Origin of the sequence: Lentimicrobium sp. L6, from assembly GCF_013166655.1 — a bacterium.
Taxonomy (GTDB): Bacteria; Bacteroidota; Bacteroidia; order Bacteroidales; family UBA12170; genus UBA12170.
The window spans coordinates 1-13,683 of record NZ_JABKCA010000012.1 but is presented as its reverse complement, the minus strand read 5'-3'; the positions used below and the strand labels follow the sequence as shown (position 1 = coordinate 13,683).

The window sequence follows — 13,683 nt, the reverse complement described above, 5'->3', positions numbered from 1 at the left end:
TAATAATTTGAGGATTCTAATTAGATTCTAGCTATCTTTTTAATGAAGATTTCTTTATTAGACTCAATACTAATAAAATATACTCCTTTATCGAAATGAGAAAAATCTATAATTCGCAAATGGGATTTATTCGAGCAATGTCGATTATAAACCTCTCTCCCATTTATCTGAAAGATCTTTATGTTCTTAATATAATCACCAGAATCTTCCAAGCTTATATTAAGTTGATTTATAATTGGATTTGGAGAAATTTTAATAAAATCATTATTCCTTCCCATTGATTGAATATTTACTAATGGATTATTTATGATGGTATCTAAATAATGCTCATATTGATAATCTCCAATTAAGCACAAATAACCAATTGAGACATAAATTTCATTATAATCTGGAGCTACTAGACCTGTCGAAAAATTAAAATGACATGTACAATTATCCATGCAAGTATCAGCAGCGATTAAGAAAACACTGTCCTGCCTAACTTCTCTGAATAAATAATTATGATCCCAGCAATTCATTAATACTTCACCACCAATAAATAAGGAATCATTTTCGAAATAAAACTGAAAATTATTGACATAATCTTTTCCTAAGCAATCATCTCCTATATGAGAAACTGTATCATTTATCTGTGCAAATGTGGAGATTGAAATAAAATAGAATAATATAATTGAGATGATAATATTATAACAATTTTTCATAATCAATGCATTTATAGTTGGATACCAAAGGTAGCACCTAATTGTATAAATATCAAATACTTTTATTTCAAAACTATATGGACAAAAAAAAAGCCGCTACATAAAATGTAACGGCTCACTTTTCATTTGGTTATAGTCGCTTATTGCACTTCGACTATGCTTTTCATACCTTGTGTAATCGCATCTTGATTCAGAGGAATCAATTTGTGATAACGTTCTGGAAGAGATTTCTTAAGACCAAGGATTACATTTTCTAATTTAACAATAGGTCGAGCAGTTAGGTAACCACCTAATATTACCATATTGAAAATCTTAGAATTACCCATCTCAGCAGCTATTTTAGCTCCTTCAATCTTGTAAATCGTGATATCTTTTCTAGTTGGGTGTTTAAGGATACCATTAGGGTCATAAATTAATACACCACCTGGTTTAACAGTCTCCTCAAATTTATCCATTGATTGCTGGTTAAGAATAATAGCAGTATCATATTGAGTTAAGATAGGGCTACTTACTCTATCATCGCTGATGATTACAGTAACATTAGCAGTACCTCCTCGCATTTCAGGACCATAACTTGGCATCCAACTTACTTCCTGATCTTGCATGATTCCACTGTAGGCTAAAATTTTACCCATGGAAAGAACACCTTGTCCACCAAATCCAGCTATAATTAATTCTTCTGTCATAATTTCTAGTTTTTAGCTGATTATTATTTAACAAAATTTCCGTCCACCTTAATATCTCCCAATGGGAAATAAGGGAACATATTATCAACCATCCATTTATTAGAATCGATTGGAGTCATCTTCCATCCACTATTACAGTTAGATACGATTTCAACAAATGCTAATCCCTTTTTACCTTTCTGAACCTCGAAAGCCTTTTTAATGGCTTTTTTAGCTTTACGCACAGCAGCAGGAGTATGAACAGCCTGACGAGTTACAAAGTTAACTCCAGGAAGTTGAGCGATAAGCTCAGTCATTTTTAATGGACTTCCCATAGTTTCGATTTCACGACCATAAGGAGATGTTGAAGTCTTCATACCTTTTAAAGTAGTGGGAGCCATCTGACCACCTGTCATACCGTAAATACCGTTATTCACAAAGATGATAACAATATTCTCTCCTCTATTGCAAGCATGAAGTGTTTCATTACCACCAATAGCAGCTAAATCACCATCACCTTGATAGGTGAATACATATTTTTCAGGATATATTCTTTTGATACCAGTTGCAACAGCTGGAGCTCTACCATGAGCAGCTTGAGTCATATCGATATTCATGAATTCGTATGCCAAAACAGAACATCCAACAGGAGCAACACCAATAGTTTCTTCAGTAATACCCATTTCCTCAACTACTTCCATAGTAATCATATGAGCAGTACCATGACCACAACCTGGGCAATAGCTCAGCTCTTTGTCAGTCATGTTCTTAGTTTTTGTATGAACTAAGTTTTCGGGTTTCATTATTTCTTTAATATCCATGATTTATCCTCCAATAATTTGTGTCTCCAGAGCTTCTAAAATCTCTTCAGGAGAATGAATAATTCCACCATAGCGTCCAAAATGCTCAGCTTTAGCCTTGCCTTCAATAGCTAATTTAACATCCTCTATCATTTGGCCAGCACTCATTTCAACAGCTAAGAACCCTTTAACTTGATCAGCTAATTTATTCAATTCCTTCATAGGGAAAGGATAAAGGGTGATCAATCTAAAAATACCAGCTTTAATACCTTTAGCTCTTGCTTGTTCCATTGCTTTTTGAGCAATACGAGCGCTAGAACCATAAGCAACAAATACATATTCAGCATCTTCACAATTGATCATCTCATAGCGAACTTCATTTTCGCACATTTGTTGATATTTTGCTTGAAGCTTAATGTTATGTGCTTCTTGTTTGAAAGGATCTAATTCCAAAGAAGTAATTATATTTCTTTCTCTAGTCTCTGGCTTTCCAATAGTAGCCCAGTCACCATACTTATCCTTGATTTCCTCATCTGTCATTCTAGGAGTTTGTTCTGGCATGATTACTTTTTCCATCATCTGGCCAATTACACCATCAGAAAGAATCAAAATTGGATTACGATATTTAAAAGCTAATTCAAAAGCATCAGCAACAAAGTCAGCCATTTCCTGAACCGAAGCAGGAGCTAAAACTAACATTCTATAATCTCCATGTCCACCACCTTTAGTAGCTTGGAAATAATCAGCTTGAGAAGGCTGGATAGTACCTAAACCTGGTCCTCCTCTAACTACATTTACAATAACGGCTGGCAATTCGGCACCAGCGATATATGAAATTCCTTCGAGTTTAAGGCTAATCCCAGGGCTTGAAGATGATGTCATCACCTTTTTACCAGCACCTGCAGCACCATAAACCATATGGATGGCAGCAATTTCGCTTTCTGCCTGAAGACAAACCATTCCAGTTCTCTCTTCAGGACGTTCCATCATTAAATATTCTATCACTTCTGACTGAGGAGTGATGGGATATCCAAAATAGGCATCGCAACCAGCACGAATAGCGGCTTCAGCTACAGCCTCATTACCTTTCATTAATTTTACTTCAGCCATATATATATGTCTTTAATATTATTATTAACTTGCTATTTTAACCTTATAAACAGAGATAACTCCATCAGGACAAACAATAGCACAATTCGCACAACCAATACATGCTTCTGGATTTTCCATGTATGCATAGTTGTAACCCTTACCATTTACTTCTTTTGCTAACAGTATGACATCTGTTGGACAAGCAGGAACACAAACACCGCAGCCTTTGCATCTTTCTACATCCACATCAATTGCACCTTTTACTTTCGCCATTTTTATAGATTTTAATATTTCAATTCCTGCGAAATTAATCAATTTAGAGGAGAAATATTAGTCGGCAGAAGCCCTCACAAATGCTTAGACTTAATTTAGAAATATTATAAATTGATTTTCACAAGATGTGCGTTTACGAACAAAATAAAGTACTGTTAGACAAACAGTTGTGGTTTTACTAAAAAAATAGAGGAAAGACTATCAAGTAGATCGGTAAAATACTGAAATCTAAAATTATAATTTTATTGAGCTCTATTTTTATCTAGGAAGCGATAAAATGAAAGTGGAACCCAGCCCAGAATTTGAGGTAACACGAATATCGCCTCCCAATATTATGGCGAGCTTTTTTGATATAGAAAGTCCTAAACCTGCACCTCCAAATTTTCTATTATAGCCTGTTTCTCCTTGTTCAAATATTTCGAATATCTGTTCTAATTTATCCTTAGAAATACCTATTCCAGAATCCTTCACTTCAATTTCAATGGTATCTTCAAGCGCTTTGAAGGAAATATGTATAAAGCCTTTTTCAGTAAATTTAAGTGCATTCCTAACCAGATTCATAAGTATTTGTTTGAACCTAAAAACATCACTATCTATCAGAATCCCTTCGGCTTGTATATTTAATTTAAAGTCAATATCCATCTTATCTAACATGCTGATTTCCACAGGGAATATTTCGTATACTTCATTAATAGCTTTCACTACATCAAACTCCCCATTTAAGACTTGCATTTGTCCTGATTCAATTAATGAGATATCAAAAATATCTTCTATTAAATTAAGAAGTACATTAGAGTTATTATTGATGATTCTTGAATAATCTCTAATTTCGACAAGGTCTTCCTCATCGAAGATGAGATTAGCAAAACCAATAACGGCATTTAGAGGAGTCCTTAACTCATGAGACATAGTAGCCAAGAAAGCAGACTTCAATCTATCAGATTCTTCCGCTCGTAATTTTGCGCTAACGAGTTCTTTTTCTGCGAGTCTACGAGCAGTTACATCTCGACCTAAAACTATCAGATTTTTTCGGCTTCCATCCTCATTAAAAACAGGTATCTTAAAGACATCATAGATAGCTTCATCACCACTTGTTAATGGGATGATTTCATCACGTCTGGAAATTTTCTTTTGCTCCCAACACTCCTTATCTGTTTGCATACAAGTACTAAATGCACTTTTATACATTGGATGGGTTTCGTTTGCTAAATCAGCATCAGTTTTCCCAAAGTATTTAACCTTTTCAAGATGGAATAATTTCAAGTCTGCCTCATTAGCCAATAACCACTTCCCCTCTCCATCTTTGAAACATATAATATCTGGAGTTTGTTTAATGAGTTCTAAAAATAATTCATTATTCAAATTTGGAGCAACAGGAATTTCTTCATGCTTTTCAGTGATTAGTATTTCATCGAATAAAAGAGTAAAAAAACCTTCAGAGCTTTTCACTACTTTTAATTGGAAAGATACTAACCCACTTTCTTTATTCAGAACCTGAACTTGATTGCTGAAAAAGTTTGCAGCCAATGTTTCAATCCAGAATCCATCGTGAAACTCAGTCCCAATAATTGAAGTAGATAGCGTATTAATTGATTTACCAATCAATTCATCGGAAGATAAACTCAATCTAATTAACATTTTATCATTTACAGACACCACTTCATATGCTGTATCCAAAACGATGATTCCAAATATTCCATTTAAATCATCGAGTTTTAGGTATCCGTTTGCTTGATTAATCTCCGTTTTTTTCTTTTTTCCAAATAATCTCATAGTAAATTGCATTTCGATTCTTCAAAATAACGAAATTATTGAATACTAAAAAAGAATTTAGTATATTAGCACTAACCAACTTATAAACAATTTACCTATGCTACCCAATAGTTTTTACCTTGCCTTTGGCAACCTGCTTTACGCAATCGCCATCTCCGATTCTACCGTTCAAATGGAAGAAATAGAAGAGTTTCATAAAATTACCAGAAATGAACTTAAAAACATAGCTGATGTGCCAAATGACGAAGTTCTACATTTTAATGAATTACTCGCTGATAGCGGTTTTCTAAATAGCTATCATGCTGAAATACCTGCAGATATCGCACTGGATAAATTCCTTGCTTATTACCTAGAAAACAAGAAATTATTCCCTGATTGGATAAAGGATTTCTGCTTAAACTCCGTTTTAAAAGTAGCCCAAGCCTATGGTGGTATTGTGACTGAGGAGAAACAGGTGATTATCAAATTAAAAGAGGCCTTTGAGTGAGAAAGGTTCTTACGGGTTTGTGAATTGTGAATGCCTATATAAGCTGGCTCTTTGATTTATCTTTAGTTTCTGTTTCTTAGAAGCTTTTTTTCAACCTTACCCTATATTTTGTTTAGAACCTAAATTTCCCTTTCTATATAAAGAATTAACAGTCCCTAAAACACATCAGCAACAATCGATATTAAACCCACTTATATTTATTTTTTGATAGGGCAATATTATACAAATGAAAACGAAAAAAACATATATTTGAGCCTAAATTTAAATAAGCCAATTAGAAGGGAACTTGAACAGTGTATTCATCAACTGGATAAATTAAATTATCATTCTGAACACATACATTAGGACTAGGATAGAACATAGAATTGGACCATTATCATTAAAACACAGTAGACATATTATGAGAACTAAAATTTTCTTATTCGGTATTCTTGGTTTATTCTTGCTGGGCTGTTCCAACAATAATCCGCTGATAAATAAGGTAGATCCATTTATTGGAACTGGAGGCCATGGCCACACCTACCCAGGTGCTACTACTCCTTTTGGTATGGTGCAATTGAGCCCCGATACCCGAATTGATGATTGGGATGGCTGCTCTGGCTATCACTATTCTGATTCTCAAATACTAGGATTCTCTCATACCCACTTGAGCGGAACTGGTGTTGGTGATTATGGCGATATCAGATTGATGCCTACAGTTGGTGATTTAAAACTACGCCCTGGAACTAAAGAAAATACGGAGGAGGGTTATATTTCTAAATTCTCTCATGATAATGAAAAAGCAGCGCCCGCATTTTATCAGGTCTTGCTCGATGATTATCAGATAGACGTGCAACTCACCGCCACTCGTCGTGCTGGTTTCCACCAATACACCTTTCCAAAATCAGAATCCTCTCATGTTATTTTAGATTTAAAAGAAGCTGTTAGAACGGAAAAGATTCACGAACTCATTATTAATATAGAAGACAATCATACCATTTCTGGATTAAGAAGATCGGCTTCATGGGCCAATGATCAGTATTGTTATTTTGTGATTGAATTCGATAAAGACTTTAAAGATTTTGGCATTCAGCTAGAAGGAGAAATCAATAAAGGATTAAAAAAAGCCCAAGGAAAAGACATTCAAGCGTGGTTCGACTTTGATACGGAGGATGGCGAAATAATCTTGGCTAAAGTAGCCTTATCTGCTGTTAGTGTAGAAGGAGCCAAAAAGAATCTAGCAGCCGAAATTCCTCATTGGGACTTCAATAAAACCTTGAAGGAATCTCAAAAAGAATGGGAAAAAGAACTGGCCAGAATTGAAGTAAAAGGGGAAGAAAAAGACGAAACTATCTTTTATACGGCACTTTATCATGCCTTAATAGCTCCCAATACTTGGTCGGATGTGGATGGCCAATATAGAGGTCACGATTTAAAGGTACACACAGCAGATCACACTGTTTACACTGTATTTTCTCTTTGGGATACTTTCCGTGGCGAACATCCCCTATTAACGCTTTTGCATCCTGAAAGAGTTAACGACATGATTAAGAGCATGCTCTTGATGTATGAAGCGGATGGCTTGCTTCCTGTCTGGGAATTAGCTGCTTGCGAAACCAATTGTATGATTGGCTATCATGCTGTTCCGGTGATCTATGATGCTTATGCCAAAGGAATTGGTGATTTTGATGCCAATCAGGCTCTTGATGCCATGATAAAAGGGGCTAGGGAAAATATATTTGGATTGGATTCTTATCAAGAATATGGATACATCAAAGCGGACGAAGAAGGTGAATCGGTTTCTAAAACCCTAGAATACGCTTACGATGATTGGTGTATCGCCATGATGGCAAAGGATTTAGGAAGAAACGATATTTATGAGGAGTTTATAGTTAGAGCTCAATATTATAAGAACTTGTATGATGCTTCTACTGGTTTTATGCGCGCCAAAATAAACGGGCAATGGCAAAAGCCTTTTAGTCCAACAGAAGTAAACTTCCATTTCACCGAAGCCAATAGCTGGCAGTATAGTATGTTTGTTCCACAGGATGTGAATGGATTGATAGATCTTCATGGTGGCGATAAAAACTTCAGTAAGAAACTGGACGAGTTATTCAACACCGAAATGAAATTAAGTGGTCGTCACCAATCGGATATTACAGGTTTAATTGGACAATATGCACACGGAAACGAACCCAGCCATCACATGGCATACTTATATAATTTTGCGGGAGAGCCTTGGAAAGCCCAAAAGGTATTATCACAAATCATGAACGAATTATATCACGATCAACCCGATGGTTTGAGTGGTAATGAAGATTGTGGTCAGATGTCGGCATGGTATGTTTTAAGCTCTATGGGCTTCTATCCTGTTACACCAGGAAGCAATGACTATATAATAGGTACACCTATTTTTGAATCGGTGAAATTAAGACTCGACAATGGGACTATGTTTGAAATAAAGGTGGAGAATTATAGTAAGCAAAATATTTATGTGCAATCTACCAATATGAACTCGTCTCCTCTCCTACGCAGCTATATCACTCATGAAGAAATAGCCAATGGAGGAATCTTAAACTTCAATATGGGCGCAGCAGCCAATGAGACCTACGGGCAAGACGAGAGCAGCAGACCTCAAATGGAAATCACAGATTTATTGATATGCCCTCCTCCGACCATCATCAGCGAGACTCAGACTTTTAAAGACGACTTGAAAATAGAAATGGTGAATCCTGTTGCGGATGCCAAAACCTATTATACCACAGATGGCAGTGAGCCAACAGCGCAATCTAAGCTCTATACCAAGCTACTCCTTATTAATAGGTCAACTTCCTTTAAAATAAAGTCTATTCATCCCAAATGGGGAGAAAGCGCCAGTATAGAAAGTAAATTCTATAAAATAGATGCCAGTAAGAGTTTAGAACTCACCTATGCCTATAGTCCATTATATGCAGCAGGAGGCGATTTGGCCCTAATAGACAATATCAGAGGAAATCATAATTTTAAAACCGGAACCTGGCAAGGATTCTATAATACTCCTGTAGAAGCCATCGTGACCTTTGCCAAAAAGAAAAGACTCAGTGAGCTCACCATGACCTTTATTCAGGATCAAGGTTCTTGGATTTTCCTCCCAAAGAAGGTGAGTTTTTATATTTCTAATGATAAAGAGAACTGGAAATTGGTGGGTAGTTTAGATAATGATATCGATATGAAAAAGTCTCCTATCACTCATGATTTTAGGGTTAAGATGAAGTCGAAGCGCGTGAAATATGTAAAGATTGTGGCAGAGAATGCAGGTCCTTGTCCAGCATGGCATTTGGGTGCTGGTGGGGATACTTGGATGTTTGCTGATGAGATTGTATTGAAGTAATCTTAAGAGGTCCGCGAATCTTATGCTAATTAGGCTTGAAAAGAGAGGTCCGCGAATTTTCGCTGATTAGATTAGGACAAGAGGAACGCTAATTTTCGCTGATGACACGGATGATTAAATCATGCTCAAAACCCTTAGTGGCACTTTGTGAATACCTTTGGGTTCCTTTGTGGTAAAGCTATTACACAGAGGTTCACAAAGAGGTCCGCTAATTTTCGCTAATTAGATTAGACAAGAGGAACGCTAATTAACGCTGATTAATGATTTAAAAAAAGAGGTCCGCGAATTACGCTAATTAATTAGAACAAGAGGTCCGCTAATTTTCGCTGATTACACGGATGATTAATCATGCTAAAAACCCTTGGTGGCAATTCGTGAAAACCTTTGTGATTCTTCGTGGTATAGCTTTTACAAGCGGGTTCATCAAAATTAGAATAATTACCAATTAAGAAATATTTAGTCCACGGATTTACGCTGATGACACGGATGATTAAATCATGCTCAAAACCCTTAGTGGCACTTTGTAAAAACCTTTGATTTCCTTTGTGGTTAAGTTATTACACAGAGTTCCACAGAGAAGACTCAGAGGTTCTCAAAAAAGTAAATAGATAAGAGGCAAAAAAACAATTGGTCCGCGAATTTTCGCGAATTACTTGGATGAGAATCACCGAGAATTAGACTTAAAAAAAGAAATCCGCGGATAACGCTGATTACACGGATGATTAATTGACATCTTTAAAACCCTTTGTGGCAATTACGAAAGCCTTGCTTTTTGAACAGCCTCATGAAACAAACTATAGTTTAGGTTGTCCAGAGTAGCTTGCATGAAAACAATATTCACTGCCAACCATTACCTCTTATCTTATAAAGGCAGCCTTAACTATTTTCTCTTTTGAAAGACTATTGCATATTAATTTCTCATTAAAACAATTATTGTTCACTAAACCTAATAATGACATATGTTTTTTTAATTATATTAGCACTTCTCAAATAAAACAGAAACACAAACAATTATTAATCTTCAATTGTTCATAAACAAGACCAAAACAAGCAGATTATTAAAACCCTAAATAATTAAATCATGAAAAAGCAATTATTCTCTATTTTATTTATTTTAACAAACATTCTTTCTTATAGTCAAATAGATACTTTAAGTGATGGTGTTTATATATATCAGGGGAATCTTGGAATTGGCACCAATACTCCTGAAGCTGATATTCATATAAAAAAGCCCCTACCACGAATCGTAACGGAAACCAATGATGGGAATTTCTTGCGATTTGGAGCAGGTACAAGTGGAAGTAGTATCACTTTTAATGATGATAAATCTTTATGGATTGAAGGTCGTGAGAATTTCAATACAGGCCAAGTAACAGACAATGGATTACTTATTCAAGGTGATGGTAATATTGGTATTGCAACAAGACATCCAAGAACAAGATTAGAAATTGCAAAAGGTGATATATTTATTAGTGAGATTGAGAAAGGAATTATAATGAAATCACCAGATGGTAATTGCTGGAGAGGTGTACTTGATAATTCAGGTCAATTAAACTTTACTATTATTGACTGTCCAGAAGAAGGACCTAGTGTAAAGATTCAACAACAGGAATCTAGCCCTCAATTAATGGTATTTCCAAATCCTACAGGTAAAATCTTAACTATCCAACTTGCCATTAATCGAATTGAAAATGCCAAATATAGAATATACAATTTAAAAGGGCAATTGGAAGTTAGCGGTAGAATAAACTCAGACTGTCATCATATTGATATCTCTGCATTTAATAAAGGTATTTACATCTTGAATATATATGATAAATACGATAATAAATTCGCTAGTGAAAAAATCAATAAAGAATAGCTCTGTTTTTTGTAAAAACTATTGAATACTAGAAATACTAAGCTAAACTGAGAAACATGAAAACACTACTTATAACATTTATAATCTTACCTATATTTGCCTGCATATGTTTTGGGCAAAATCAAATACCATTAGATAAGTCTGATTCAACTTCTATTGAAGTGTATGTTAATAAGGAAGGCAAAGTATTTCTTAATAAGGAGAAGACGAACCTAAAAAAACTTGAGTCATTTTTAGCTGACTCTGAAATTAAAAAGGCTAAATTTGCAACTGTATTCCCTACACCAATAGAAATATTTGCAATTGTCGAAAAGATAAGTCTGCTTTTTAAGAAAAATGAGATTAAGTATGATTGGTACAGTGACCCAGAATTTACAAACCCTGCTTGGGATTAGTCCATTCGGATACATAATTAAAAACCACAAATCCAATGAAAATAGAAAGAATCAAAGATAATAAGAAACAGTTCCTTGACCTATTACTATTGGCAGACGAGCAGGAAAATATGATAGACAAGTATTTACCTAATGGTGACTTATTTGCTTTATATGAGGATGATTTGAAAAGTGTTTGCGTGGTGGTCCCAATTGATAAGAAAAACTGTGAACTAAAAAACATAGCTACTTACGAGAAATATCAAGGCAATGGATACGGTAAAGCAATGATAAACTTCATTTGTGATTACTACAAGAAAGACTATAAAACAATGCTTGTTGGAACTGGAGAAACTCCTGCCATCATGTCGTTTTACCAAGGCTCTGGTTTTAAAATCTCACATAGAATAAAGAATTTCTTTACGGATAATTACGAACTTCCCATTTTTGAGGATGGCATTCAACTTGTTGATATGATTTATCTTAAAAAGGATTTACAAACCTCATCATAGTTAGATTTTCTAGGTAGTTTGAAAAGGGTGAGAAACCAAAACTTCTAGCCGGCTTGAGGAGGCTGAAATTCTAATTATCTCGAAATTAATTCTCAGTTATACTGGTATTTTAACTATTAGTAAAAAAACAGAAACAAAAAAAAGCTTGGAAAACAAATAGTTTCACAAGCTTTTTCTTTATTTAATTGAGTCCTAAATCAGCTCTAGCAATACAATATTCTCCACATGATGAGTTTGTGGGAACATATCGATGGGTTGAACTTTCACGACTTTATATTTGTTTTTCATTAAAGTAATATCGCGTGCTTGAGTAGCTGGATTACAGCTGATATACACGATTTTCTGAGGTGCTGTTTTTAGCAATTGCATCACCACTTTTTCGTGCATTCCAGCTCTTGGTGGGTCAGTAATAACCACATCTGGCTTTCCATTAGCTTCAATAAAGTCTCTATCTAAAACCTCAGCCATATCACCTGCATAGAATACCGTATTCTCAATTCCGTTGATTTCTGAATTGACTTTGGCATCAGCAATGGCTTCTGGAACATACTCCACTCCCACTACTTTCTTAGCATTTTTAGCCACAAAATTAGCAATGGTTCCGGTTCCGGTATAAAGGTCATAAACCAGTTCTTCTCCAGTTAAACCAGCATAATCTCGTGCTACTTTATACATCTCATAGGCTTGTTCGCTATTGGTTTGATAAAATGAAACGGGGCCTACCTTAAACTTCACACCCTCCATCTCTTCCATATAGTAAGGATTGCCTTTGAAAAGCTGGATAGTTAAATCGGTAATGATGGTATTCATCTTTTGATTGATCACATACATCAACGAAGTAATCTGTGGAAAGCTATCTGCAATATGAGTTAAAATTCCCTTTAGAATCTCTGGCTCGTCCTCTCCTACCACTAAAATCACCATCAGGTCACCAGTACTCGAAGTACGCACATATAAATTCCTTAAATATCCTTTTTGATCTCTTTGATGGTAGTGGCCAATTTTATTTTCCAGCGCATATTTCCTGACGCTCAGACGGATTTCATTACTAGGCTCCTCTTGTAGGTAACAGTTTTTTAAATCTAAGATTCTATCAAACATACCTGGCATGTGAAAACCGATTCCATTCATATTCATTTCAGAAAAATCCATTTCCTTGGAATAATCTTCGGTGAGCCATATACGATTGGAAAAAGTAAATTCCATCTTATTGCGATAGAAGTATTGCTTTTCACTAGGTAAAATGGCTTCCATTTCTGGCATATCGAAATCGCCTAAACGCTCTAAATTATCTTGTACTTGCTGTTGCTTTAATTTCAATTGTTCCTCATAGGAAATCATTTGCCATTTACAACCTCCACAGGTTCCAAAATGCTCACACTTGGGCTCTACTCGCATATCCGATTTCTTTTCGAATCGAATGGCTTTGCCTTCCATATAAGCTTTACGGTTCTTGGTGACTTGTACATCAACCACATCGCCGGGCACTGTAAATGGTACAAAAAGCGCTTTATCATCAACTTTCGCCAATGATTTTCCTTCAGCTGCTAATTTCAATATCTCCACATTCTCGAATTGTGGATTCGGACGTCTTCTTCCTCTTCTTCCCATAGTATATTTTAATAAGCCGCAAAAATAGTAAGAAATGAACTGATTACAATAGAAATTTATTATTGCTTAAATACTTGGTTTCTGGGTGCTGGGTACTGGGTACTGGGTACTGGGTGCTGGGTGCTGGGTGCTGGGTACTGGGTACTGGGTACTGGGTACTGGGTACTGGGTACTGGGTACTGGGT

12 protein-coding genes are annotated in these 13,683 nt (G+C 35.5%); 5 read left to right on the top strand and 7 right to left on the bottom strand.

Going from position 1 to position 13,683, the window contains the following annotated elements; all coding sequences use genetic code 11:
• Window positions 1-20: 20 nt before the first annotated feature.
• From HNS38_RS04470 to HNS38_RS04445, 6 genes are all read right to left on the bottom strand, one after another.
• Window positions 21-701 carry a T9SS type A sorting domain-containing protein gene (locus HNS38_RS04470; RefSeq protein WP_172279439.1) on the bottom strand — a complete coding sequence of 227 codons (681 nt, stop codon included), beginning with the start codon at window positions 699-701 and terminating at the stop codon, window positions 21-23.
• Between the two features lie 140 nt (window positions 702-841).
• The gene (locus HNS38_RS04465) at window positions 842-1,387 is read right to left on the bottom strand and encodes a 2-oxoacid:acceptor oxidoreductase family protein (RefSeq protein ID WP_172279437.1); all 546 of its coding nucleotides are present in this window, start codon (window positions 1,385-1,387) and stop codon (window positions 842-844) included.
• 23 nt (window positions 1,388-1,410) lie between these two features.
• Window positions 1,411-2,187, bottom strand: a complete 777-nt coding sequence (locus tag HNS38_RS04460) for a thiamine pyrophosphate-dependent enzyme (RefSeq protein ID WP_172279436.1) — start codon at window positions 2,185-2,187, stop codon at window positions 1,411-1,413.
• Between the two features lie 3 nt (window positions 2,188-2,190).
• Window positions 2,191-3,276: a 3-methyl-2-oxobutanoate dehydrogenase subunit VorB gene (locus tag HNS38_RS04455; RefSeq protein WP_172279434.1), complete on the bottom strand. Its 1,086-nt coding sequence runs from the start codon at window positions 3,274-3,276 to the stop codon at window positions 2,191-2,193.
• 24 nt (window positions 3,277-3,300) lie between these two features.
• A complete protein-coding gene (locus tag HNS38_RS04450; protein WP_172279432.1) occupies window positions 3,301-3,531 on the bottom strand; it encodes a ferredoxin family protein in 231 nt (76 codons plus the stop codon).
• Between the two features lie 258 nt (window positions 3,532-3,789).
• Window positions 3,790-5,304: a PAS domain-containing sensor histidine kinase gene (locus tag HNS38_RS04445; RefSeq protein ID WP_172279430.1), complete on the bottom strand. Its 1,515-nt coding sequence runs from the start codon at window positions 5,302-5,304 to the stop codon at window positions 3,790-3,792.
• A gap of 97 nt (window positions 5,305-5,401) precedes the next feature.
• Here HNS38_RS04445 and HNS38_RS04440 point away from each other — a divergent pair, with 97 nt between their 5' ends.
• From HNS38_RS04440 to HNS38_RS04420, 5 genes are all read left to right on the top strand, one after another.
• Window positions 5,402-5,791 (top strand): hypothetical protein, encoded by a 390-nt coding sequence (locus tag HNS38_RS04440; protein ID WP_172279428.1) that lies wholly within the window; start codon window positions 5,402-5,404, stop codon window positions 5,789-5,791.
• Window positions 5,792-6,191: 400 nt separating this feature from the next.
• A complete protein-coding gene (locus tag HNS38_RS04435) occupies window positions 6,192-9,140 on the top strand; it encodes a GH92 family glycosyl hydrolase (protein WP_172346053.1) in 2,949 nt (982 codons plus the stop codon).
• A gap of 1,081 nt (window positions 9,141-10,221) precedes the next feature.
• Window positions 10,222-11,001 carry a T9SS type A sorting domain-containing protein gene (locus HNS38_RS04430; RefSeq protein ID WP_172346051.1) on the top strand — a complete coding sequence of 260 codons (780 nt, stop codon included), beginning with the start codon at window positions 10,222-10,224 and terminating at the stop codon, window positions 10,999-11,001.
• Window positions 11,002-11,057: 56 nt separating this feature from the next.
• Window positions 11,058-11,396 (top strand): hypothetical protein, encoded by a 339-nt coding sequence (locus HNS38_RS04425; RefSeq protein ID WP_172346049.1) that lies wholly within the window; start codon window positions 11,058-11,060, stop codon window positions 11,394-11,396.
• Between the two features lie 35 nt (window positions 11,397-11,431).
• Window positions 11,432-11,887 carry a GNAT family N-acetyltransferase gene (locus tag HNS38_RS04420; RefSeq protein WP_172346047.1) on the top strand — a complete coding sequence of 152 codons (456 nt, stop codon included), beginning with the start codon at window positions 11,432-11,434 and terminating at the stop codon, window positions 11,885-11,887.
• 192 nt (window positions 11,888-12,079) lie between these two features.
• On the opposite strand, the gene rlmD is transcribed toward HNS38_RS04420, so the two are convergent.
• Window positions 12,080-13,498: a 23S rRNA (uracil(1939)-C(5))-methyltransferase RlmD gene (rlmD, locus tag HNS38_RS04415; protein ID WP_172346046.1), complete on the bottom strand. Its 1,419-nt coding sequence runs from the start codon at window positions 13,496-13,498 to the stop codon at window positions 12,080-12,082.
• Window positions 13,499-13,683 lie beyond the last annotated feature (185 nt).